The 25,087-nt window shown below is 44.3% G+C and carries 21 protein-coding genes; 13 read left to right on the forward strand and 8 right to left on the reverse strand.

Annotated features, from left to right (window positions below):
• Positions 1–11 precede the first annotated feature (11 nt).
• A complete protein-coding gene (locus tag U0035_RS03150) occupies positions 12–500 on the forward strand; it encodes a CAP domain-containing protein (RefSeq protein ID WP_114792890.1) in 489 nt (162 codons plus the stop codon).
• Between the two features lie 9 nt (positions 501–509).
• Positions 510–1,406, forward strand: coding sequence for a glycoside hydrolase family 43 protein (locus U0035_RS03155; RefSeq protein ID WP_114792891.1), 897 nt, complete (start codon positions 510–512; stop codon positions 1,404–1,406).
• On the opposite strand, the gene U0035_RS03160 is transcribed toward U0035_RS03155, so the two are convergent.
• Positions 1,401–2,537: a Wadjet anti-phage system protein JetD domain-containing protein gene (locus U0035_RS03160; protein ID WP_162818004.1), complete on the reverse strand. Its 1,137-nt coding sequence runs from the start codon at positions 2,535–2,537 to the stop codon at positions 1,401–1,403. The two genes, U0035_RS03155 and U0035_RS03160, sit on opposite strands and share 6 nt — an antisense overlap.
• A gap of 458 nt (positions 2,538–2,995) precedes the next feature.
• Here U0035_RS03160 and U0035_RS03165 point away from each other — a divergent pair, with 458 nt between their 5' ends.
• From U0035_RS03165 to U0035_RS03175, 3 genes are read left to right on the forward strand one after another with little or no spacing between them, the layout of a single operon-like run.
• Positions 2,996–6,286, forward strand: coding sequence for a SusC/RagA family TonB-linked outer membrane protein (locus tag U0035_RS03165; RefSeq protein ID WP_114792893.1), 3,291 nt, complete (start codon positions 2,996–2,998; stop codon positions 6,284–6,286).
• An 18-nt stretch (positions 6,287–6,304) separates the two neighbouring features.
• Positions 6,305–8,083: a RagB/SusD family nutrient uptake outer membrane protein gene (locus U0035_RS03170; RefSeq protein WP_114792894.1), complete on the forward strand. Its 1,779-nt coding sequence runs from the start codon at positions 6,305–6,307 to the stop codon at positions 8,081–8,083.
• A 22-nt stretch (positions 8,084–8,105) separates the two neighbouring features.
• The gene (locus U0035_RS03175) at positions 8,106–8,945 is read left to right on the forward strand and encodes an endonuclease/exonuclease/phosphatase family protein (RefSeq protein WP_114792895.1); all 840 of its coding nucleotides are present in this window, start codon (positions 8,106–8,108) and stop codon (positions 8,943–8,945) included.
• 203 nt (positions 8,946–9,148) lie between these two features.
• Here the strand turns inward: U0035_RS03175 and U0035_RS03180 are convergent, their stop codons facing one another.
• Entirely contained in the window at positions 9,149–9,385 is a 237-nt protein-coding gene (locus U0035_RS03180) for a hypothetical protein (RefSeq protein WP_114792896.1), read from the reverse strand.
• A 265-nt stretch (positions 9,386–9,650) separates the two neighbouring features.
• Here U0035_RS03180 and U0035_RS03185 point away from each other — a divergent pair, with 265 nt between their 5' ends.
• The 3 genes from U0035_RS03185 to U0035_RS03195 all read left to right on the forward strand — a co-directional run bounded on the left by U0035_RS03185 (position 9,651) and on the right by U0035_RS03195 (position 11,247).
• On the forward strand, positions 9,651–9,902 hold the full coding sequence (locus tag U0035_RS03185; protein ID WP_114792898.1) for a hypothetical protein: 252 nt from the start codon (positions 9,651–9,653) through the stop codon (positions 9,900–9,902).
• A gap of 261 nt (positions 9,903–10,163) precedes the next feature.
• Positions 10,164–10,565, forward strand: a complete 402-nt coding sequence (locus U0035_RS03190) for a VOC family protein (RefSeq protein ID WP_114792899.1) — start codon at positions 10,164–10,166, stop codon at positions 10,563–10,565.
• Between the two features lie 79 nt (positions 10,566–10,644).
• A complete protein-coding gene (locus tag U0035_RS03195; RefSeq protein ID WP_114792900.1) occupies positions 10,645–11,247 on the forward strand; it encodes a 5'-methylthioadenosine/S-adenosylhomocysteine nucleosidase family protein in 603 nt (200 codons plus the stop codon).
• 10 nt (positions 11,248–11,257) lie between these two features.
• On the opposite strand, the gene U0035_RS03200 is transcribed toward U0035_RS03195, so the two are convergent.
• From U0035_RS03200 to U0035_RS03210, 3 genes are all read right to left on the reverse strand, one after another.
• Positions 11,258–12,052 (reverse strand): LytTR family DNA-binding domain-containing protein, encoded by a 795-nt coding sequence (locus tag U0035_RS03200; RefSeq protein WP_114792901.1) that lies wholly within the window; start codon positions 12,050–12,052, stop codon positions 11,258–11,260.
• A 365-nt stretch (positions 12,053–12,417) separates the two neighbouring features.
• Positions 12,418–13,275, reverse strand: coding sequence for a class D beta-lactamase (locus tag U0035_RS03205; RefSeq protein WP_114792902.1), 858 nt, complete (start codon positions 13,273–13,275; stop codon positions 12,418–12,420).
• An 87-nt stretch (positions 13,276–13,362) separates the two neighbouring features.
• A complete protein-coding gene (locus U0035_RS03210) occupies positions 13,363–14,739 on the reverse strand; it encodes a sulfatase-like hydrolase/transferase (protein ID WP_114792903.1) in 1,377 nt (458 codons plus the stop codon).
• A 384-nt stretch (positions 14,740–15,123) separates the two neighbouring features.
• Between U0035_RS03210 and U0035_RS03215 the strand changes: the two genes are divergently transcribed.
• Positions 15,124–15,573, forward strand: a complete 450-nt coding sequence (locus U0035_RS03215; RefSeq protein ID WP_114792904.1) for a hypothetical protein — start codon at positions 15,124–15,126, stop codon at positions 15,571–15,573.
• A 180-nt stretch (positions 15,574–15,753) separates the two neighbouring features.
• Here the strand turns inward: U0035_RS03215 and U0035_RS03220 are convergent, their stop codons facing one another.
• The gene (locus U0035_RS03220; RefSeq protein WP_162818005.1) at positions 15,754–15,915 is read right to left on the reverse strand and encodes a hypothetical protein; all 162 of its coding nucleotides are present in this window, start codon (positions 15,913–15,915) and stop codon (positions 15,754–15,756) included.
• 142 nt (positions 15,916–16,057) lie between these two features.
• Here U0035_RS03220 and U0035_RS03225 point away from each other — a divergent pair, with 142 nt between their 5' ends.
• The 4 genes from U0035_RS03225 (at position 16,058) to U0035_RS03240 (ending at position 23,651) form a co-directional block, all read left to right on the forward strand.
• The gene (locus U0035_RS03225) at positions 16,058–19,066 is read left to right on the forward strand and encodes a SusC/RagA family TonB-linked outer membrane protein (protein WP_211316546.1); all 3,009 of its coding nucleotides are present in this window, start codon (positions 16,058–16,060) and stop codon (positions 19,064–19,066) included.
• Between the two features lie 12 nt (positions 19,067–19,078).
• Positions 19,079–20,767 (forward strand): RagB/SusD family nutrient uptake outer membrane protein, encoded by a 1,689-nt coding sequence (locus U0035_RS03230; protein ID WP_114792905.1) that lies wholly within the window; start codon positions 19,079–19,081, stop codon positions 20,765–20,767.
• A gap of 78 nt (positions 20,768–20,845) precedes the next feature.
• The gene (locus tag U0035_RS03235; protein WP_114792906.1) at positions 20,846–21,820 is read left to right on the forward strand and encodes a metallophosphoesterase; all 975 of its coding nucleotides are present in this window, start codon (positions 20,846–20,848) and stop codon (positions 21,818–21,820) included.
• Complete coding sequence (locus tag U0035_RS03240) at positions 21,795–23,651, forward strand: alkaline phosphatase (protein ID WP_114792907.1); 1,857 nt, start codon at positions 21,795–21,797, stop codon at positions 23,649–23,651. Before U0035_RS03235 ends, U0035_RS03240 begins: the two co-directional genes overlap by 26 nt.
• A gap of 38 nt (positions 23,652–23,689) precedes the next feature.
• On the opposite strand, the gene U0035_RS03245 is transcribed toward U0035_RS03240, so the two are convergent.
• Together U0035_RS03245 and U0035_RS03250 are read right to left on the reverse strand one after the other, a co-directional pair.
• Positions 23,690–24,193 carry an anthrone oxygenase family protein gene (locus U0035_RS03245; RefSeq protein WP_114792908.1) on the reverse strand — a complete coding sequence of 168 codons (504 nt, stop codon included), beginning with the start codon at positions 24,191–24,193 and terminating at the stop codon, positions 23,690–23,692.
• Positions 24,194–24,203: 10 nt separating this feature from the next.
• Positions 24,204–25,019, reverse strand: coding sequence for an NmrA family NAD(P)-binding protein (locus U0035_RS03250; protein ID WP_114792909.1), 816 nt, complete (start codon positions 25,017–25,019; stop codon positions 24,204–24,206).
• Positions 25,020–25,087 lie beyond the last annotated feature (68 nt).

A 25,087-nucleotide genomic window follows, 5' to 3' on the forward strand; every position in this document is an offset into this window, starting at 1 on the left:
AAAACCCCATTATGAAATTCAGTACCCCTATCCTGTTTGTTGCCATTTTACTTACATCGCTGGGTTGTTCAACCGCACAATCTACCGGAGGAAAATCATCTTCCGTTAACCCGCGCGATTTGTTGCAGGCAGTTAACAGGGTACGTAGTAAGGGTTGTAAATGCGGGGGAACTACAATGCCACCGGTAAAGCCTTTAAAATGGAATGACCGCCTGGAGTCGGCTGCCCAATCGCATAGCAATTATATGAGCAGCCGAAGAAAGCTGAGCCATACCGGCAACCGGAATTCAAACCCCGGTAGCCGTATTACTGCCGCAGGCTATAAATGGAACTTTTATGCAGAAAATATTGCCATGGGACAACAAACCGTTGATGACGTCATGTATAGCTGGCTCAATAGTACCGGCCATTGTAAAAACATTATGAACCGCAATGCCACCGAAATGGGTGCAGCCAAATCAGGAGCTTACTGGACACAGGTATTTGCAAATCCGCAATAATCGCAGCTTATGCTTATTCCTGGAAACCCTATCATACGCCATAAATATACCGCTGACCCCACAGCCCTGGTTTTTGATGGTAAGGTATATTTGTATACCGGTCATGATGAAGCGCCGGTTGGTACTGAAAGTTATGTAATGAATAAGTGGCTATGTTTTTCATCATCTGATCTATATAACTGGCAAGAGCATACCGATCTGTTAAAGGCAGCTGACTTCGATTGGGCCGAAGGCGGCGCGTTCGCAACAAAAATCATTGAGAAGGCGGGAAAATTTTATTGGTTTGTCTCAGTCAATCATAAAACCATAAAAGGCAGCGCTATTGGTGTTGCCGTCTCCGATTATCCCACCGGGAAATTTACAGATGCAATCAACAGTGCCCTGATCACCCGCGATATGCTGCCGGCCACTGATAATCTTAAAATCAACCTGGATCCCTCGGTGATCATTGATGAGGATGGCAGCGCCTATATTTTTTGGGGAAATAAAACCTGCCATTATGCAAAGCTTGGTGAAAACATGACAAGCCTTGCCAGTGAAATAAAACAAGTGTCGCTGCCTGACTTTGAAGAAGGCGCTCACATCCATAAACGTAATGGCTGGTATTATCTGTCTTATGGATATGGCATGCCAGAAAAAGTAGCTTATGCCATGAGCAGAAGTATTCACGGCCCATGGGTTTTCAAAGGGATTTTAAACGAGATCGCCGGAAATTGCGAAACAAACAGGCCCTGTATCATTGATTTTAAAAATCACTCCTATTTTTTCTATCATAATGGTGCGTTGAAAAACGGGGGGAGCCATAGGAGGTCCGTTTGTGTAGACAACCTGTTTTACAATACAGATGACACTATAAGAAGAGTGATCATGACCACGGAGGGTCCTGCACTGGCTGAACAATCATAAATAAAGTAACCGGTCTGTTATATAATCCTGCCTGATCCGTTCCTGTTCTAACCTTCCGTTATGATGCTTCAATATATTGAAAGCCGCCTGCTCCTCCTTTGTCAAAAAAGGCAGTAAACCTGTTTTGTATACAGCCTCCTGCTTTACCAACTCTACGGCATGACTAATTAACGTGTGCTCGTCCATAAACACGCTGGATACATGGGGGTAACAGGCTCTCATTCCGTTCAGCATTTTATATCCATCTTCATCCAGGTCGCCCCAGTAGTAAATTTTTGCAGTGTTGAAAAAATGGATATCTCTTAGCTGGCTTATTGCATAACCTTTACTAAACAATGCTATCGCATTTTTCCTGGGTGGGACCAGGTATAGGTTGGTTTCGTTTTCCACCAGCCACACTTCATTGATCGTCCACCTCACTTGCCTCAGCCACTCAGCCGTAACACCCGTAAATTCCATCCCATGCATTAATTGTTGAGACATATCCTTATCCAGCCATCGAACCGTATAAAGGAGCGGTTTGGATTTTAAGTCTAAAGCCCGCTCGAGGTTTATACTGTCAGCAACCAATTTACCCGGTGCAATAAATTTTAGCAGCGATAAGATTAATGATTGGTGCTTTTCCATAAACTTGGTGTGAACCGGTACCGGTATACTCCTTACATAATAACCGGTTACATCATGAACCAGTAAATAATCTACAACCTGCTGTATATCCTTCCAGGCTTCCTTGAAATTTAATACCCGGGCCGGCCTTTCCGCCAAAAACAATCTCACCTCCGGCCTCCATTTCAATAGAAAGCTGAGCTGATTTTTAAACGCAATAACCTCCTGTTCCTTTTGTATAAGATACAAAAAATCATCTTCTGTTTCTACTATTATTTTAGATACCCATTTTTGCCTGCCCACAATCTTACTATTCCAATCCGTCCATTCAATGCTCCATCCCCGTTTGGTTTCACTCTTTTCATTTTGCAGGAATAAAGAAACAATCTTCTGTAGATCAGCCATAGTAGCAGGCTTCGCTTTTTCACCTCTAAGTATAATTGGGCTAAAAGGCTCCCCTAATATAGTTGTTGTAAGATAAGATTTATAAAAACGTTCAAGTTGTTGCCGGAAGGCTGCTATCATAACAAGAAATTGCTTTTTGAAATATTGTCTTAAAGATAGCAACATTCAGGAAGGATCATATATTCCCTGGCCGCATTTACTATTAACAGGTATTCAAAAAATAAATGAAGCTAAACTCTGCAAATATTAATACCGCCATAAACATTGAACCGTTAGATCAGCCTTCCTGTTTATTAACCGCCAATAAGTTAAATGAACATTCAATAAATATAGAGTACGTAACAAATTGTTTATAATTTCTTAAAATACAATTTACGTACCGAATCATTTATGTTGATACGTTTGCACTCCAATTCAAAGCCTTTGCATATTTAACCAGAATCTTAAGCATATTAAGTGTTCAGGTCCTTTATAAACATGAAGTTGAGACCCCGTAAAACAAAACCTTCATTAAACTATAATCCACAAACATTTTCTAAGATCCAGGCAAATAAATAATTAACTAAACTATCAAACAAATGAAAATTGGACTGAAGCGGCACCGCTATTGGGGTGTTCTCTTATTGCTCCTGCTCGGCATTACTTCGCAGAGCTGGTCACAAACAAATACCGAAGTTACGGGTACCGTACGTGACCAAACAGGTGCGGTAATGTCAAATGTAACGGTTACCGCTATCAACGTATCAGATAGCACTTTACAAAATAGTACGATCACCAACGAAAAAGGGGTATTCAGTTTTAATCAATTGATCATCGGTACTCTTTATCGCTTTAAAGCTACCTTTATAGGCTATCAGCCCCACTCAACCGAAAGCTATGAAATAAGGGCGGGTAATAACAACCCGGTTGCTATTGAGTTATCGCCTACATCGGGCGCAGCGTTAGACGAGGTAATCGTGGTGGGTTATGGTACCCAAAAAAGGGTTAATGCAACAGGTGCCGTAGACCAGATCACCTCCAAAAGCCTGGAGAACAGACCCATTACGAACCTTACGCAGGGATTGCAGGGCATGTTGCCTAACCTGAACCTTAAAATGATGGATGGCAAGCCTACCCAGTCTCCCAATTACAATATCAGGGGTACCACTTCCATTGGCCAGGGTGGTAGCGCACTGGTGCTCATCGATGGCTTTGAAGGCGACCCCAGCCTTTTAAACCCCAACGACATTGAAACAGTTTCTATCTTAAAAGATGCAGCTTCAGCGGCTATCTACGGTGCCAGGGGTGTATTTGGCGTGGTGTTGATCACTACAAAAAAAGGGGTGAAAGGCAGAACCAACGTTTCTTACAGTACCAATTACGCGTTAAAATCACCGGTAACCCGTCCTGATTTTGTGACTGATGGCTATACCTGGGCAAAAATGTTTGCTGAAGCTTTTGTAAACGGTGATGGCGCTTTCCCGCAAAATGCCAATAAAACGCAGAAATTTTCGCAGGCATACCTGGATGAGTTTAAGAGAAGAGTTGAGTCCGGGCAGCCTTACAACACGGTAGAAATAAACCCTGCAACAGGCGAGTATACATACTATGGTAGTACCGACTACTACGCGGAACTGTACAAAAACAATACAGCAGCGTTTGAAAACAATCTATCAGTAAGCGGCGGAAGCGATAAAGCCACATTCCTGGTATCGGGCCGCTTCTTAAAGCAGGATGGTCTGTTCCGCTACAACAGCGATGATTATGACATGAAGAATATTCGCGCAAGGGGTAGTATACAGGTATTTCCGTGGTTAAGTATTGAGAACAATACTGACTATTCTATTATGAACTATCATAACCCCATTAACGTGGGTGAAGGTGGGGGTATCTGGAGAAATATTGCCGATGAAGGAAAACCAACAATGCCCCTGTTTAATCCCGATGGGAGCTTGACTTTTGCTTCAGCTTACACAATCGGCGATTTCATTTATGGCAAAAATGGTATCGATACCCGTCGCGAAGTGTTCAGGAATATCACTGGTTTAAGAAGCCATTTCTTCAATAATACATTGAGGGTTAACGCAGATTTCACTTTCCGTAATACGGATAATAACCGGGAGCAAAAACGCGTACAGGTTCCTTATAGCAATGCTGTAGGTGTTACTTCTTATATAGGTACAACTACCAATGACTTATTATCCGATCTGCGCGAAACCAGGTATTGGGCTACCAATATTTTTGCTGAATATGAAAACCGCTTTGGTGATCATCATTACCTGAAAGCCATGATGGGTTATAACTACGAACAATCTACCTACAACCGTACGGCGGTGCAACGTAACGGTATCATTTTCGAAGATGCCAATGATTTAAACCTGGCGCTGGGCCAGGCCATTACAACGGGGGGTGGTTACGAACAATGGGCTATCCTGAGTGGTTTCTCCAGGTTGAACTATTCTTTCAAAGACCGCTACCTGGTTGAAGTGAACGCGCGTTATGACGGGTCTTCTAAATTCCCTTCCAACCAGCGTTTCGGAGTCTTTCCCTCCGTATCTGCAGGCTGGAGAATTAATAAGGAATCTTTCTGGAATGTATCGCAAAAAGCGATCTCAGACCTGAAAATACGGGCTTCTTACGGATCGCTGGGTAATGGCAATATCGCCTCCTATGCCTTCCAGGAAGTGTTTGATATCAGGCAGTCGGGTGTGATTTTAAACGGCACCAGGCCTCAAACCACCCGCAATCCTAATGTCATACCTGATGGGCTTACCTGGGAAACTTCTACCACAACCAATATTGGTTTGGATCTGACGACGCTGTCAGGCAAACTTACATTTATGGGAGATGCCTATATCCGTAAAACAACAGATATGTTCACAAGGGCGCTGACGCCACCGGCGGTATTCGGTGTAGTTCAGGATGAGCTTCCCAGAGGAAATTACGCTGACTTAACTACCCGTGGTTGGGAAGCATCATTAACCTGGAATGATCAGTTTGGCAGTTCAGAGAAACCATTCCGTTATAATGTAAGGCTGATGTTGTCTGACAATAAAACGAAAATCGATAAATATAATAACCCGGATAAACTGTTGACCGATTACTACGAAGGGCAAACTTTGGGCGAAATCTGGGGTTACGAAACAGAAGGCTTTTTTATCGATGAAGCAGATATTGCATCGCATGCCAAACAAAATCCACAAATGCGGGCATCACCTTCCGGTTTATGGTTCCCGGGTGATATTAAATTAAGAGACCTGAATGGTGATGGCTTTATTAACGTAGGTGAAAACAAGGTGGGTAATTCGGGCGACCGCCGTATTATCGGAAATTCTGCTCCAAGATACATGTATGGTATTAACCTCGGCGCTGACTGGAATAATATCTTCTTCTCTGTTTTTTTCCAGGGCGTGGGCAAGCAGCAGTGGTATCCGAGTACAGAAACGGAGATGTTCTGGGGACAATATAACAGGCCCTATAACAATATCCCCGTTTTTCACCTGGGTAATATGTGGACCCCGGAAAATACAGATGCCTACTTCCCGAGAACGATGTCGCGGGCAGCATCCAGCAATACCAATCGTACGCTGGGTGTAGCACAAACACGTTACCTGCAAAACGTATCCTATATCAGGATGAAAAATATACAGATCGGTTATAACCTGCCCTCTAACTGGATCAACCGCATCGGCGCCCGATCTTTAAAGGTATTTTTCTCCGGCGAGAATTTATTTACCTACTCTCCTATGTACAAAATTGTTAAGAATACCATCGACGTAGAAAACGCTGTTCCTTCAGACCAGGATCTTAACAATAACAGCACTAACGGAGATGGCTATAACTACCCAATGCTGAAAAGCTTCTCTTTCGGATTGAACGTTGGATTTTAACGTATAAAAAAACAACAGATGAAAAAATTATATATAGGAATTTTATTGGGCGGCCTGGGTTTCACCGCCTGTAATAAACTGGACCAGATACCTCAGTCATCAGCTACCAGGGGTGCTGTATTTGGTACCGAAAATGGTCTGAAATTATATACCAACTCCTTTTACGGAATGGATTTTCTGCCAAGAAACTCAACCAGCCAGGATGCGATGTCCGATTACCTGGCGGTTAGAGATGTTCAGAATTTTATTCGCGAAGGAGGCTTTGCCGCCAATAACAGTTCGGGATGGACCTGGACCAACCTGAGAAATATCAATTACTTCATAGAGAACTGCAACGACCCTGCTGTACCCGAAGCCACCCGTAACAACTACCTGGGTATTGCCCGTTATTTCAGGGCCTACTTTTACTGGGATAAAATAAAACGCTTTGGTGATGTACCCTGGATCGGGAAGGCGTTGAGTATTGATGATCCGGCTTTAACCGCAGGCAGAGATAAGCGGGAACTGGTTATGGATTCAGTGCTCGCCGACCTTGACTTTGCCTGTAACAACATTATTTCCACCAACGATGCCAGTCGCACTACTATTACCAAATGGGTGGCTTATGCATTCAAATCAAGGGTGTGCTTATTTGAGGGTACTTTCAGGAAATATCATACAGGATTAAATCTTACCGGTACAGCTGCCAAATGGTTGAATGAAGCTGCCGCCGCCGCCGACCAGGTTATTAAGAACGGTGGGTTTTCGCTGAACACAACTGGTGGGCCCGGGGTCTCGTATCGCCAGGTATTTATCAGCAATGCACCTGTAGCAAACGAAGTATTACAGGCTGCTGTAGCCGATGTGAACCTGGGCGTGCTTAACGAGGCTAACTGGTGGTGGACCAGTGGTACTTATGGCGCTAAAGCCAGCTTCATACGAACCTTCATCAACACTTACCTGAAACTGGATGGTACGCCTTTTACAAATGACCCGAATTATCGCACCATGCTATTTAAAGATGAGGTAAAAAATCGTGACCTGCGTTTGAAGCAAACCATTCGCCTGGGCGATTATAAAAGGATCAGTAATGGACAGCAGGTGCCGGCGCCGCCCTTGTTCTCATATACTTTTACCGGCTACCAGCCTATTAAATGGACACTGGATGATATGGCTTTTGATGCGGGCGCTTTAAACACCAATGCCATCGCTTTGTTTCGCTATGCAGAAGTACTACTCAACTATGCAGAGGCAAAAGCTGAACTGGGAACCTTAACCGATGCCGATTGGGCTTTAACAGTAGGCGCTCTTAGATCCAGGGCAGGTATTACCGGCGGCTTGGCGGCCAGGCCAACAACCGCCGACCCTTACCTTGTGGCCAACTACTTCCCGGGTATTACCGATCCGTCCATACTGGAAGTAAGAAGAGAACGGGGTATTGAGCTCAGCCTGGAAGGGTTGCGCTTTGCAGACTTACTGAGATGGAAAAGAGGAGAACTCATGCAACAGGAATGGAATGGCTTCTATGTACCGGCATTGAACACGCCTATGGATTTAAACGAAGATGGTATACCGGATGTTGCTTTTTTCCAGGGCACACGCCCCAATCCGGGAGCAGGGGGTGTCACCTATGTAGATGTGTCGCCTCGCATCGGCGCGGCAGTTAACTCGCAATTACTTAAAAATGGCACATCGGGTGAATTGACGTGGATGAATGAGATCCCCAGGAAATGGAACGAGCGCAACTACTACTACCCTATTCCATTGAACGACCTGCAGCGTAATCCTAATTTAAAACAAAACCCGGGCTGGGAATAAAGACGGCCTTCAAATAGAGTATATGAAACTAAAAACATGGACCGTTGCCGCTTTTATGCTGGCAACCAGCTGTAGCATCCAGGCACAGAAAATAATTATCGGCAGCTTCAATATCCGTTATGATAATCCACGCGATTCGGGCAATCTCTGGAAGGACCGCGCGCCCGTAGTTTCCAACCTGATCCGCTTTCACGGCTTTGATATATTAGGTGTACAGGAAGGACTGATCCATCAACTGGAAGATATCAGCAAGGCACTACCCGAGTTTGCACGTTATGGCAAGGGGCGTGACGATGGTAAAGAAGGCGGCGAACACTCGGCCATCTTTTACAAAAAAGATCGTTTTAAATTGCTGGAAAGCGGAGACTTCTGGCTATCTGAATCTCCCGATCAACCGGGTAAAGGCTGGGACGCTACCTGCTGTAACCGTATCTGCTCATGGGTATACCTGGAGGATTTGAAGACGCAGAAAAAGTTCTATGCATTTAATGTGCATTACGATCACCAGGGTGTAATAGCCCGTCGTGAGAGCAGCAAGCTGATCCTGAAAAAGGTCCATGAAATAGCGGGTAACCATCCTGTTTTGTTAACCGGCGATTTCAACGGAAACCGTGAAAGCGAGTGGTATCAATACCTGGCTCATTCAAAGATATTGACGGACATTTACACCCAGGTAAAATTTCCATATGCCAATAACTCATCGGCCAACGGTTTTAGAATACCGCGTGGAAATGCCGTTATTGATCATATTTTCATGACCCAACAGTTTAAGGCCAGCAGATGGGGTATTTTAACCGACACTTACTTCGGTAAGTTCCCTTCCGATCACTTTCCCGTATTGGCTGAGGTTGCACTAAAGTAAGATGATACAGTAAACAAAAATAGTTCTCCCGGGCATTAGTCCGGGAGACTTTTTATACCCGCATGAAGTTCACCAGCATCAGGTAACCGACCCGCTTTAGTATTCCGCATTAAATAACCAACCAGGTATGGCTATACACGTAAATGTTCCCCACCTGTATACCTGGTCGAGAACATAGAATTAGTTCAAATGCAAAGTACGGACTATCTACCCAACGAGTCATTGGCAGCACCTTCGAAAGTACTGGTATCTCTACCCGAACTCTGAGTGGTATCCATCCCCGGAGTCGTGCTCATATCACCCGCTCCCGGTGTGGTAGTATTCATGTCGCTGCTTCCCGGGCTCATCGTGGTCGTGTCTCCCATTTCAGCATCCTGATTGCTTTCATTATTACAACTGGCTAAGAATGCCAAGCTCAAGGCTAGGAATAAAATTTTCATAAAATAAAATTGATGGTTTAGAAATAAAGTAAGTTGGTCTCAAATTCCGTACCGCTCCGTTCTTACGTTCATAATTACATGATCCTTTTTATGAAAGGACCGTATTACGGGGAATTAAAGCAACAATGTGGAAGATTCAGCACATCGATAACCTGCCTGAAAACCAGTTACAGGCATGACCAGGATCATACCTTCATAACCGGCACTCTTTTAATTTACACCACTTTCAGAAAGGCTTTTTATAATCATTATTTAAACCACGGTCATGAATTATCCTGCAAGTATTCAAAATGAATTAAAATATATCAACAGCGCTGATTTCAAACTGGGAGCGTACATATACATGGGCATGGGAAAACTCAATGGCAGAACTGTATGTATCGCGGTCGCCTACAAGATCGACTACTGCATCAAGAAGTCTGAACAATTTGTAAAAGATGATCCCAATATAACCTTCGATCATATCAACAAGGTGAGAACGGGCGAACTAACGGCCTGTTGCAGGTTTGAAGTATAAATTCGGTAAAGGGTTGGCTGAACAGGTCAGGCCAGGTGAGTATCCGTTTCAACAAATGCCAGCGTTCCTGCTACAGCCGGCGCTCCCACCGGTTGTGATCGATTAGTTATGTTCAAACGGATGGCTTACCACCCGATAGCCTCAACAGGTTTGATTCTTAAAAGAACCGGTTTGTATCCGTTTCAATACCAGTATTTTGGCCCGGGATTTGTTACGTTTTGGAAAATTGTTTAGCCGAATCCTTCTATTAAACCAATATATATGCAGCTGGAAATTACAAACTGGATCACTATACCTGTAGATAACAGGCAAAGAGCCGGCCATTTCTATGCCCAGGTCTTACAATTATCCGCTGCCCAAACACACAGCGGAGATGTCAATGTCGTTTACTTTCCGGATACCGTCAACGGCGGCTATTGCGGAAGTATGATAGAACGCAATACCGCAGCGGAAGAACTGAAACCGGCGCTAATTTACATTTATGCTTTTGGTGACGTAGACGAGGTAGCCAGCCGTATCACGGCTTCCGGGGGCCATATTCTTTCTATAAAAAATGATGTTTATCCGGAAGACAGCGTTTTTATCATTTTTGAAGATACCGAAGCCAATAAAATAGCGTTTGTAGGCTTGCGTGCCGCGCGAGCCCAAAAACATAGGGCCTGATCTGATAAAACGCGATCATTTGACTTGTCTTAATTTTTGTTAGTTTCGCCTGACTTTAAAAAGTAACAGGCGACAATAAATGATTAAAATAAATTCCACTTTGTCCTACCCCGCAGAAAATGCGGTATTTTGTTTTGCATTGGCTTCTGAAGCGGCTGAAGTATTTACAGGACATCCGGTGCTGATTACCGGTATCGGCAAAGTGAACGCGGCTTATGAACTCACGAAAACTATTTGTTCCCGCAAGCCCGATCTTATCGTAAACCTGGGATCTGCAGGAAGCAGTCATTTCCCTAAAGGCAGCGTAGTATGTTGTACCCAATTTATACAACGCGATATGGATGTAAGAGGATTGGGATATGAATTATATGAAACACCGTTATCCGATATGCCCGTTGTTCTGAAATACGGACTGGCCATGGAAGGCCTTCCTGAAGCAGTTTGCGGAACAGGAGATAATTTCGAAATGGGACATGCGGCTACTATTTATAATGTGGTGGATATGGAAGCCCATGCGTTGGCTATGATAGCCATGAAAGAAAACATACCTTTTCTCTGCCTTAAGTATATCTCGGATGGTGCAGATGGAGATGCTGCAGAAGACTGGACGGTACAGGTACATAAAGCGGCGATGGCTTACGGAGCTATCTTGAAACTAAAAGTGAAAACACCGGCTCCGTAACTCAACCCCACTACCAGGCAGCTCTGCTATCATGTCCGTTACGATCCTGCCCCTTTATATTTACTGAACTGTTTTTTTGTGGGAAGATCTTGTAAAGGCTGCTTAATGCAACCTTACTTAAAGGCCTGCTGATCTCACTGCCATTATTCAATCGCAGCAGGCATTCTCCGCCCTTGATATCTTCCCCCAGATAAGTGATTCGCGACAAATTGATAATGGTGTTTTTGTCTACTTTCAAAAGTTCTCTTGCTTTCAGGTGTTGCTCAATACCCAGGATTCCCTCGTTTACGGTTTGACATTCACCATTCTTCAGGGTTAACTTGGAACTGTTCCTTTCGGACTCTATAAAAACGATATCCAGTTCATTCAGATAAAGCATCGACTGGTGCGATTTAAAGCTTACAAACTGTCCCGGCGTCGGCTTTTCTTCTTCAGCATTGATCTGGTCAACTACTTTCGCAACAGCTCTTGTAAAGGGATTCTGCTGAACAGGTTTCATCACCAAAGCGCTGATGCCTATTTCAATGAATTGCTGTATAGCTTCCATACTTTCTTTGGCCGCCAGTACAATAACCTTTGTTGGGTTTCTATTTAGCTTACCGGCTGTGCCGCTACTAAAATTATTGGAAACAGAGAGGTCGATCACCAAAATATCGGGCTTGCCGGATAAAAATATTTCACCTGCATCATCCGGAGCGACATAAGGCAAAAAAATAAATTTATTAAAGGCGGTGTTTTCAATCCAGTATTTTATCAAATCATACGCCGCTCTGCTTTTTTCAACGATCTGAACACTGATAGCCATCTTATTCCGTTTGGTTTATTGTTCTGTTAGCCAGGTTTCAGTTCTACAGTATTCCCCCAAAAATGTGTTGCAACCTAGGCCCGGGAGAACTGCATATTTTCCAAAAACACAGGCTAATTAAGATAGCCATGCTTCTCTCAAACAACTACAAAATAAAGGACAAAACAGCAATTACACAAATAAATAACCGTTTCGTCCTTTTAAAAAATCATTTGAGCACTCATCTCATTCAGCTACTATGGTAGGAATGTGCCCAAAAGAGAAGACAAAACGGAGAAGAATAATAGCGTAGGATTATCAGGCAGCCAGCCTGTCTTAAATTGTAACAGGCTTCCGGAACTGTTAAAAGATAGCAATATAAGTAGTTAGTTTATTAGCTGCAGATCCTTCAGAACAGCCCTGGTAATGTCTTTACGACAGCGTGAAAAGTCTGCACGGTTATTTTTACGGTCCTGCAACAATTGGGTAGCAAAAAAGTAAACATTGCCTTTTTTCTTGAGGTAACCGATCCACCACCCCGTATTGATGCCGCCGGCCATGGTCCACCCTGTTTTAGCGTGTATAGTGCCTGACGGATTTTGTTCAGTAATCATTACCCGTTTTAGAATATCTGTATTACGCTTTGAGAAGGGCAATTTTCCATCATAGACATTCTTAAGCAACTTTACCTGTTCGACCGGGGAGACACCCAATGGGCCAAAATTCCAAAAATCAGCTTCTTTAAAGGAAACATTGGCATTACCATAACCACAGCGAACCAGGTAATCTTTATATACGCTCCGGTCGATTTTTTTTGCCGTTTCAATAAAAGCCCAGCCTGCGGATACCTCAAATGCTTCTTTCACACTAATATCATGATAAATATCGGGGCGGTAACCATATTTCACAGTGTCCGTAACGCCCGGCCATTTAACGATATAGCGTTCATCTGGAATTGTTTTGGTTTCCAGGAAAATCAACAGATTAATAATTTTAAAGGTAGAAGCAGGTAAATAACGGGAGTTAATTTGGTTAGTGTCCGAAACGGTCCACTGCCGTTTTGCATTATCATAAATAACCACAGAGCCGGTTACGCCACATTGATCAAAATAGCGTTGAATGTCGGACCGGACAATCACTCTTTCTGTTGGCCCATCAATTTTCGCAGACTGAGCCAGCAACTCAAAACTATTAAAGATTATAATGAAAGCAATGCCTGATATTAGTTGAAAAACCTGTCTCATTTTTTACTTTAAATCAACTGCCGGTTAAATAATGCCTGTAAATTTCAGTTATCCCGGTCATTCTGCAAATTAATTAGCCGGTTCATTTTATAATGAGGGAAGCTGTTTGCGCCACAGCAACAGTTTCTTCTTCAATTCTTTGGCTACAGCCGGAAATTCGGTGGCAACATTGTTCATTTCATTGGGGTCTTTTAGGATTTGATACAATTGCAGATGGCCACCATCGTCATTGACCAATAACTTCCATTGCCCCGAACGGATAGCCAGGTTAGGGCTTCTATCCCTGCCTTTGGGATAAGCGTAAGCCATTTCATTCCTGCCATACTCCCAGTACATATCGGCTTTTCTCAGCGATGATTTCCCTTTGAAAACGGAGCTCCGGTCAATGCCATCCCCCTTATAGTTCTTGGGCAATTTTAGTCCGATCAGTCCGAATAAAGTGGGCAAAAGGTCAATACCTGTTATCATCGACGAGGTATCCGTTGTTCCTGCTTTTATTTGTGCCGGCCAGCTTACGATGAATGGCATACGAATACCCCCTTCAAAAAGTGATAGCTTCGTACCCCTTAATCCCGCAGCTCTGCCGGCCTGGAAACTGGGTAAAGGCCCGTTGTCGCTGGTAAAAATAATAATGGTATTTTCTGCAATGCCCATTTCTTGAAGGCCATCCAACAAATGACCGATCTGTAAATCATACTCTTTTAATACCCGTTCAAAAGCGGGTTTTCCCTGCCTGTTTTTAGGATAAGTTGAAGTATCACCTTCGGGCCGTGGTACCCAGGGCGTGTGCACATCATCGGGCCACAAATTGATAAAACAAGGCTGATCGGAATGCTTCGCCAGAAAATCCAATGTACGGTCCACAAAATAGGCAGACCTGTCCCAGCGTTTGATGCTGTCTTTATCCGACCATATCCAATTAGTTGCAGTTAACAGATCGTCCGGCTCGGGACTTTCATAAGTGCTGGCATATTCATCGAAGCCATAACTTGTAAACCCCGGCGCGTTTTTTACATCTCTTCCGCCACCCAGGTGCCATTTCCCGAAATGGCCCGTAGCATAGCCGGCATTTTTAAAGAAACGGGCTATGGATGGTGCATCGGGGTCCAGGAAATCGGCTTGTTCTGCATCACGGTTGTGTTTCTTAGTATCCAGGAAAGTACAGAAGTTCCAACGGCCGGGATAATTTCCCGTAAGAATGCCGGCCCGGGATGGAGAACAAATAGGCGCCGCGCTATAATACCGGGTTAGCTTCAATCCACTTTGTGCTAATCTGTCAATATTGGGCGTTGTGATCAACGAACTATTAAAAAAGCTGCTAACATCTCCATATCCCATATCATCCGTCAGGATAAGTATTATATGAGGAGGACGTTTAACCGTCGCTGTTTGAGCGGCTGCTCCTGCAAACAGCAATAAAGCAAATGTGATTGACAATTGTAACCTGGCAATTAAATAATACATAAACAATGTTTAGAATGACTATTGTATATTAACTGTATTTGCCTTACAAAATAGTGGTTTCCGTCCTTATATGCAAAACAGCTTATCCGCTCCGTTCCGGCACAACAACCCGTTTCCTTAAATAATTGTTAAGCACCATTAATATCTGTTATCAACTGTAACATCTTGACCGTTTGCGCGAATAATAGATATACAACATTTGACGAATGAATATAGCAAATCAACCAGGCATAATAAATGAAAGTAAAGTTGCTGTTCGCCCGGGCAAAACTGCTGTTCGCCGGTAATATGGCAGCGGTTCGTCCTTTTGCTATTGCGCCCGGGCAGTATAGCGGTGTATGTTTGTAAAACAAATAATCAATAACTATCAAAAAAATAAATACAATGAAAAATTTAATCCTCTCTGCCGCAGTAATCCTTTCATTAACCTTTAATGCTGCAGCTGCAATAGCAAAGCCGGTTAATGATAAAGCTCAGAAGACTTTTGACCTGCTTTTCAAAGATGCTGACAATGTAAAGTGGAGCGAATCCAACAGCAATTATGAAGCTTTTTTTGACAGCGAAGGTATCAAGACCCGTGTAACTATCGATGCAAAAGGAAACCTGCTGCAAACCATCCGTTATTATGGTGAGAGCAACTTACCGGCCAATGTGCTTTACAATGTAAAAAATGACTATAAAGGTAAAGAAGTGTTTGGTGTGACAGAAGTAACCAATAAAAACGGTGTGAATTACCGTATTGTATTAAAAGATGACAAGCACTATACTCATATCAATGCCAATAACAGCGGCGATACAGAGTTAGTATCCAAACATAAAAGAGGCGATAAATAAGCGCCCTATATTTTTCTCATGTAAAACAACGGAGGGGATTTTTATCTTCTCTTTTTTTATGTTCAGCCGCGCAAAGCTATTCGCAGCACATTTATTTAAGATTCAGCTGTCACCTGCTATATAGGATATATAAAAGCTCCGGGCTTTCGACCGGAGCTCCAGGTATTATCTTCAAAACAGTTACTGATTATCGGCCTTTGCTTCAAGCTGGTTTTCAATATTGGCAGATAGGGCAGACAACAGATCATAGCCGGTAAGCAGCTCAATCTGGTCTACCGATACCCGGTATTGTTTCCAATCTGCATTTACAGTATTGGTATTTGGGGTGTTGATGGCAATCACGCATTTACAACCAAAAAGTCAGATTTCCTCAGGACTTTCAATTCTTTACAATTAATTCTTTTTTACATAACAGTTCGATAACGCTGTTTAAACATCATTTCGCCGCCAATAATGAACCTTTGGCCCTTTAAAAAAAATGAAGATGATGTTTAAAGTTTTTAAAGGCCGGATACCCGCCTGGTTCTTATTTGCATGGTGTAGTATCATGTGGGTAACCAGTGCCGCACAAAAGGGTCAACCCTCAGTTAAAGGAACGATCACAAATGAGCAATCGATTCCCGTTGCCAATGCTACTGTTGTCATCTCGGACAGTACCAATACCTATAGTAAAACCACACAAACAGATGCGGATGGAAGCTTTTCATTTTTTAACCTGCCTCATAACCGCTACCAGTTGGTAATTTCACATGTAGGTTTTGCTACCAGAACGGTGAGTCAGCAATCTTTCGCCGGCGCCACATTGTCATTGAATGTGGTGCTTGAACTTAGCCAGGGCGCTACCGAAGAAGAGGTAGTGATTGTGGGATACGGCAAATCTAAAAAACAGGATCTTACGGGATCCGTAAAATCGGTAAAAGCTGCTGAGTTCAACCAGGGTATTATCAACTCCCCTGAACAACTTTTACAGGGTAAAGTATCTGGTGTTAATATTACCTCGGCAAGCGGCGAACCCGGTGCCATACAGAATATAACCGTACGGGGACCCGGTGGAATCAGAACCGGTAATACACCACTTTATGTAGTAGACGGGTTAGCGCTTGATAATTCATCGGTTGGAGGCGCCATTAACCAATTGAGCTTCTTAAACCCACAGGACATTGAATCAATTGACGTATTGAAAGATGCATCGGCTACAGCTATTTATGGTTCCCGGGGCGCCAATGGTGTAGTAATCATTACAACCCGTAAAGGCAAATCAGGGTTTAGCTCTCTTAATTACTCGTTTACCGCAGGGGTCAGCAAACTGGCTGGCAAATTACCGGTATTCGATGCGGAACAGTATAAAAAAGAAGTGGTGGCTTTAGGCGGAACACTTGAAGATTTCGGGGGCAGTACCGATTGGCAGGAAGAAGTAACACGCACCGCTTTTACACAAAACCACAACCTGGCCTTATCAGGCGGTAATAACGGCACCACCTATTATGGATCGTTTGGTATGCAGTTACAGGAAGGTGTTCTTAAAGGTAACGATCTGAAAAGATATACGGGCCGGTTAAATATCTCGCAAAAGTTACTGAACGACCGCCTGGTAATAGATGCCAGCATCAGTGCCAATAACACAGCCAATCTGCGACCTAATATCGGTGGATTGATCGGTGGTGCCCTGTCTACCAATCCTACCATACCTGCTTATGGTGAGGATGGCAAGCCGTTTCAATTTGAAAATGGCATCAACCCATTGAAAGTACTGGAACTGGAAAAGGATAAGACTATTAACAACCGTATCATAGGAAACCTGGCGGGTACATTGACCATTTTAAAAGGACTGACGTATAAGGTCAACTTTGGTGTTGATAATTCCAACGCTACACGAGATATACAATCGCTGCCTAATACAGTACCGTTAAGAGACGGTCGCCTCGAAACTTATACCACGCATAATAAAAACTACCTGATAGAAAACTACCTCACCTTTAACCGATCGTTTGGCGACCACCAGTTTACCTTGCTGGCAGGTCATTCTTACCAGAATATATTTATTCAGGGCCGGGGCAATAGTGTCAACAAGTTTCCAATATCCAGTGTAGAGCCTATCTATAACCCGGGCATTGGGCAAGAGCTAACCCTTGCCGGAAACCGTCCGTCGGGTTATGCTTTTGAAAATGAATTACAGTCGTTCTTTTCCAGGCTAAATTATCAATACAAAAACCGTTACTTATTCACGGCAACCTTCAGGGCAGACGGATCATCCAAATTTGGTGCGAACAATAAGTATGGTTACTTTCCCTCCCTTTCGGGCGCGTGGGTAGTGTCTCAGGAAGATTTTTATAACAGCAGTGTCTTAACCAACCTGAAGTTAAGAGCCGGCTGGGGACAAACGGGTAACCAGGAAATTCCGCCCAAAATTACACAGGCCCTGTTTACCTCAACGCTGGAAGCCAGTTACCCCTTGTATACTTCAGGCGCCTACCCGGGCGGAACTACTTATGCAAGGCTCTTTAATCCCGATCTGCAGTGGGAAGTTTCTGCTCAAACCGATATCGGTATTGATTTCGAATTATTGAACGGGAAAATAGGTGGTACGCTCGATTATTTCCGGAAGGTAACCAACAACATCTTGCTGGAAGTAATACCTGCCGACCCTATTCAACCGGCGCCCAGCGTATGGAATAATGTACAGGATATGAAGATCACCAACCAGGGCTTTGAAGTAGACCTGTATTATAAAAATACTTCTGCAGGTGGTTTATCCTATACGATAGGCGGAAATACCACTTTCATTAAAAACAATGTAACCAACTCGCCTTATACAGTGATAGCTACGGGTTCTGCATCAGGTTCGGGGCTTAGCTCAGCTACCATTAACGGCTATGTCAACAACCAGCCGATAGGTACTTTTTACCTGCTGGAATTTATTGGTTTTGATGAAGAAGGTAAAAGCAGGTATAAAGATGTAAATGGTGACAATGTAGTAAATGATAAAGACCGCCAGGCATTAGGAACTGCATTACCAAAGAATATGTATAACTTTTATGGTAACCTGGCTTACAAAGGGATTGATTTTGCTGTTAACTTCAATGGTGTTACCGGCAATAAGATCTACGATAATACAGCCAACGCCAGCTTTTACAAATTGCTGTTATCGAAAGGAGTCAATACCACGTCTGAGGCTATACAATATCCCGAAGAAGATGTCAATAATGCAGCGCCGGTATCTTCAAGATTTTTAAAGAGCGGTGATTTCTTTCGACTGAATAACCTGTCTCTCGGATACACATTTGATGCCAGGGCCCTTGGCTTTGCCAACTGGATCAAAGCCATGCGCATTTCACTTACCGGTCAGAACCTGTTTGTAATAACACCTTATAATGGTTTTGATCCGGAAGTCAATACGGAACGTTCCGTAAACGGGTTTTTGTCCTATGGCATCGACTATCTCAGTTATCCCAAGCCCCGCACCTTTCAGGTGGGACTAAACATTACTTTATAAATCACTTTATATATGAAAACGATTATTTCTACAATATCACTGTGTGTTATTACTGCTGCATTGCTGTTGGCCGGATGTACCAAACTAAACGAAAATATCCTGGATGAATCGTCAGCAGGCGGACAGACAGAAAAAGAAACCGCCGAAGGATTCATTGCACCGGTTTACGCGACATTACCGAACCTATTTCTACACACCAATTACCTGGCAGTGCAGGAGATCTCTACCGATGAAGCCATACTGCCTTACCGCGGCGGCACTGACTGGGGCGACAATGGTATCTATATTGCGCTGCACTCCCATAATTTTGGCACTACCGATGCTCCCGGACGCAATACCTGGAACTTTTTAACCCAGGGCATCTCGCGCTGTGTCAGCGCTATCAGCGTTCTACCTACCTCTACTTTTGCATCAGCCAAAACCTTCCTGGCAGAAGCAAGGGCTATGCGCGCCTATTACTCTATGGTAATGCTGGATATATTTGGCGTGGTCTTCATCAAAGAGAATCCCAATGATTTCTCCCGTGTAGCAAGAGGGGCTGAAGCTTATGAATACATCAAAAGCGAATTTCTTGCAGCAGAACCCGATCTGGCATCAGACGTAACGCACGGCCGTTTGTCGAAGGAAGCGGTTTGGGGACTGCTGGCCAGACTTTACCTGAATGCGGCGGTTTACCGTGATGTGTATGGAACCCCGGACTTTCAAAGGGAAGATATGAACAAAGTGATCGAGTATACGGATAAAGTGATCGCCTCTGGTAAGTATGCTTTATCGCCTGAATACTTCGCTATTTTTGATGATAACAACGATACCAACAAAGAAATCATTTTCGCGGTGGATCAACGCGCTGATCTCAACGGGCATAACCGCATGGCTTATTTTTCTCTTTCCGGCGACCAGTTCCCGCTTCCGCAATATGTTGCAGCCAATGGCACCGATGGCCCGGCCATTACTTCCGATTTTTACCGTAGCTGGGTGGATGCCTATACACCTGCAGATCCGGTAATTGATCCCCGTTTTTTTAAAGACAACCTGAAGATCAGGCCAGGTTCGGGTGATACGTGCATCCCGGCTGCTCAGTTTCATATCAATCGGGGTATCTTAAGAGGTCAGCAGTACGGCCTGATCCGAAGAAGTGGCGCTTTTGTAAAATGTGCCAATGGCGATATGCTCGTGAGCCGGCTGGCCCATGATACCCGCAACCGTCCCGATCTGCCCGTAAACTTCACCGAGCAGGTAGATTTTACAACTGCGGGTAGTAATTATCCTTCAGGCTATCGTGTTTCCAAGTATGAGTTCAGCAGAAAATCGGTAAGCGGCCGTAATTTTGGTGAAGCCAATATTGTTATATTAAGACTGGCTGATATTTACCTGATGAGAGCAGAGGCAAAGCTGCGTGCCAACAATGATGCTCCGGGCGCATTGGCAGATGTGAATACGGTAAGAGCAGCGCGTACGGCCCGTATGGCGCCACCAGCATTAAATGTCATGAACCTTGACCTTTTATTCAGGGAGCGGGGATTTGAATTATACTGGGAATGCCTGCGCCGTACCGACATGATCCGTTTCAGTAAATATGAAGATAGCTGGACAGAAAAAAGCAGTACGGATAAGCAAAAAAGGATCTTTCCTATTCCACAAACCGCTATTGACGGCGCCAGTAATGTACCGGGGTACCTTGTACAAAACCCGGGATATTAGTGCATGCGCATCACTTTATTTTTTAATATTCCTGGTATTGCCTGATAGCTGCAGCCAGGTTTATTCTATACTTACATCATGAAAAAAATTATACTAGTTATTGGCATCCAGCTGTTGGGATTACTCGGTTGGGCACAGGCGCCATTGGTGGATGACCTGGGCTACGCAGGCGGGTCTATAAAAGGTTTGAAGAAAACGCCCGGAGCCCTTGATTTTATTGTAATGGGCGACTGGGGCCGCAACGGTGAAAACTACCAGAAACAGGTAGCAGCCGGTATGGGTAAAGCGGCGCACGATCTCGATGCTTCTTTCGTGATAGCTACCGGTGATAACTTCTATCCCTACGGCGTACAAAGCACGCAGGATTATCACTGGATCAGCTCATTCGAAACCATCTATAACGCCCAATCGCTGCATGTAAAATGGTTCCCGGTACTGGGCAACCACGATTATGCCAGTAACCCCGATGCACAGGTAGCTTACAGCGCTATCAGCAGCAGGTGGCATATGCCGGCCCGATACTACAGCCAAACTTACAAGGCCGACACCAGCAAAGTCTTACTTTTATTCATTGATACAGACCCGATGGAAAAAGAAATGAGGGGTGAGCGATACGATGGTATCAAATATGTACAGGGTGCGGTAAAAACGCAATTGAACTGGATCGACAGCATGCTGACCAACAGCAATGCCCGCTGGAAGATTATAATAGGTCACCACCCCTTGTACACCGGGGGCTGGCGGAAAGACAGGCAGGATACGAAAAACATGCGCCATTTACTGGAACCTGTGTTCCGTAAACATAAAGTGAACATTTATATAGCAGGCCACGAGCACCACCAGGAATACATTAAGCCCGATGGCCCCACCCATTATATTATTTCGGGTGCTGCATCGGAAGCCAGGCCTGCAGGTTTATATCCAAAATACGGTAAGTTTGTTTCCACGGCACAGGGCTTTGCCACATTTTCGATAACTCCCGAAAAAGCAATCATACAGTTTATTAATTATAAAGACGAAATCATTAATGAAACGGTCATTCCTAAACAATAAGGTAGTTAGTTCTGGCTTGCTATGCCTGGCACTCAACTTAATATTCCTATCACCGGCCATAGCACAAAAAAAGCAACCCACTCCTACTACAGCTGCCGCGCATTCACATAACGATTACCTGCAGAAATTCCCCTTCTGGCTGGCATACCATGAAGGATTTGGCTCTATTGAAGCAGATGTCTTTCTGAAAGAAGGTAAGCTGATGGTGGCACATACCGCCGGGGAGATAGAAAAAGAGCGAACACTGGAAACCCTTTATTTGAAGCCGCTGAAAAAAGTGATTGATCAAAATAATGGACGGGTATATGCCGGTAGTTCACGCATCCTGCAATTATTAATCGATCTGAAAACAGAAGCGGTTCCCACGCTAAAAGCATTGCTGGATGAATTATCGCAGTATCCTTCATTGACGGGGTCTAAAACATTGCATATCGTGATCACCGGTAACCGTCCACCCATTGAAAGTTATAAGCAGTACCCATCATGGCTGTTATTTGATGGAGACCTGACAAGTACTTATAACCCGGATGCTTTAAAAAAAGTAGCGCTGTTCAGCGACAATTTTGCCCGCTACTCAAAATGGAATGGTAAAGGGCGATTGCCTGAAGCCGAAAAGCTGAAACTGGAGGCCGCAATATCGAAAGCACATGCACAACAAAAAAAGATCCGCTTCTGGAATGCCCCCGACATCGTCAACAGCTGGTACAGCTACCTGGATATGGGCGTAGACTTTATCAATACCGATCATATAGAATTGCTATCTCAATTCCTAGAAACGCTGCCCAACCGTTATTATGTGGCAGATGCAACACATGTGGCTTATCAGCCTGCTTACCGTAATGACGGCCTGGATAAGCCGGTAAAAAACCTGATTATTTTGATCGGTGATGGTACCGGGCTGGCACAATGGTATGCGGGCTATACCGCCAACAACCAGTCATTGAATGTATTTAATATGATGCAGATCGGGTTATCCAAAACCAGTTCTTACGATAACTATATAACCGATTCTGCGCCGGGCGCCACGGCAATATCTTCAGGTTACAAGGGTAATAACCGTTCCGTAGGCGTAGATCATACCGGTGTAGCCCGTCCTTCCTTAACAGAACTGGTTGCCAGGCAGGGATGGAAAACGGGCATCATCACCAGCGGGGATATGCGGGATGCAACGCCTGCAGCTTTTTATGGCCATCGCGCCGAGCGCAGCAACTTCCCCGGCATGTTGCAAGACCTGGTTAATGCGCCGGTAGATATACTGGCAGGCGCGGGTGCCATTCAAAAAGATCCGGCCTATACCGACTTAGTCAAAAAATTCAATGTGTCAACCTCCCTTGCCGGCACCGGCTGGTCACAAACTAAACCGATCATTATTGCGGATAGTATTGCAGCAATACGAACATCGAAAGGCCGTAAAAATTGGTCATTACAGGTTTTTGAAAAAAGCCTGCAACGTTTGTCGAAGAATAAAAGCGGATTCTTATTGATGCTGGAAGGAGCACAAATTGATCATGGGGGACATGCCAATGTATTGCCGGATGTGGTTACAGAACTAAAAGACTTTGATCAAATAGTAGGCGCCGCCATGCGCTTTGCCGACAGCAATGGTGAAACCCTGGTAATTGTAACAGGCGATCATGAAACCGGCGGCCTTACATTAACCGCAGGCGATTATAACCGCAACTTTATCAGCGGGCAATTTTCTACGGGCGATCATACAGCGATACCGGTTCCGGTTTTTGCCTACGGACCACAATCGCAGTTGTTTCGCGGCGTGTATGAAAACACTGCTATATTTCATAAAATACTCAAGGCGCTCAGCTTTGATAAATAAGTACCTGATGTTTTGGTTTAAAACGCAACTGGCGGCAACTAAATAGTTGCCGCCAGCTTTTTGATGCAGGGTATGATCAACGCCATAAAAGCGAGAATAGCCCCTATGGTACGTACCAGGTTCAGCCTGTTCCAACGCACTTCAAATTTTTGGCGGAACTGCTCCAGTTCAGCTCCCGTAGCAGTTGTAAGATCCAGCCGTGCCAGCTCCTCATTCAGGGGGACATTACCTGCTGCGGTTACTGCAAAAACACCAAGGGCATAAATGATCAATGCGGTAACCAGGTAGGGAAGCAGGTCGCTGATGCTATTATACCAAACCAGGAGCGCCGTCAACACTAACAAGAGCAGACTACCTATAAAGCTGGCAAAGAATACAGGGTTAAGAATGGCTTTATTAATCCCCTGGAAAGACAGGAGGTATTCGCGGGTGGGTAAAACACCCAACCCATTTATTACAGAGCATTGATAGCTGTAAAACAGTCCGGCTGAAAGACCCGTCAACAGCAGGCATGAACCATATAATATGAAATAAATGTTCATAAGAATTTATTTAATGTTTCAACCATAAACCGGCTGCCAATGTCTTTTGTACATATTTGTCAAAACTGCCTGCCGGGCGGCCCAGTACCTCGTTTATATCCTCTTTTACTGATGCATTTCTGCCGTCAAGTGTAGTGGTAAACAAATAACCGATCAATGCTATAATTTCCTCCGGTACCTGGTGTTCCTTCAAGACGATAATGTAGGTTTCCAGCGGAACCTGCTTCAATTGTATATCCCTTCCCGAAGCATCAGCAATTCTAGCAACAGCTTCATTAAACGAAAGCAATTCAGGTCCACTTAATTCATACACTTTGCCCTTGTGACGATCGGTGATGAATGCTTCCACCACTACAGCGGCAATATCATCAGCATCTACAAATGCCTCCCTGGTTACCACTTCCGGCAGCACCAGCTCACCGTTTATAATACCGTCAGTCCAAAATCCTTCGCTGAAATTCTGCATAAAAAAGCTGCAACGTACAATGGTCCAATCCATGCCTGATTGTATCACAATTTCTTCGCAGGCTTCAGCCTCAGGTTCTCCCCTACCCGATAACAGTACAAGATGTTGAATGCCGGCTATCCGGCAGGACTGTATAAAGCAGTTGATAATGTCCACTGCACCCGGCACTGCCAGGTCGGGCTGAAAGCTAATATATACTTTGCTAATACCGGCAAGAGCCTGGGGCCAGGTGTGTTCGTCATACCAGTCAAAAGGAATAGGGCTGTTGCGGGAAGCAGCTCGTACATCAGCGCCTGTATTGGTAAGTGCCGTATATACCCGGCAGCCTGTTTTGCCGGTTACTAAAATTCTGTTGCTCATATTTACTGTTTTTAAATTGATGCAACAAAACTATTTACGCTCCGCCGACGGAAATTGAACAAATGCGA

Source organism: Niabella yanshanensis (assembly GCF_034424215.1).
In the GTDB taxonomy this organism is placed as follows: Bacteria; Bacteroidota; Bacteroidia; order Chitinophagales; family Chitinophagaceae; genus Niabella; species Niabella yanshanensis.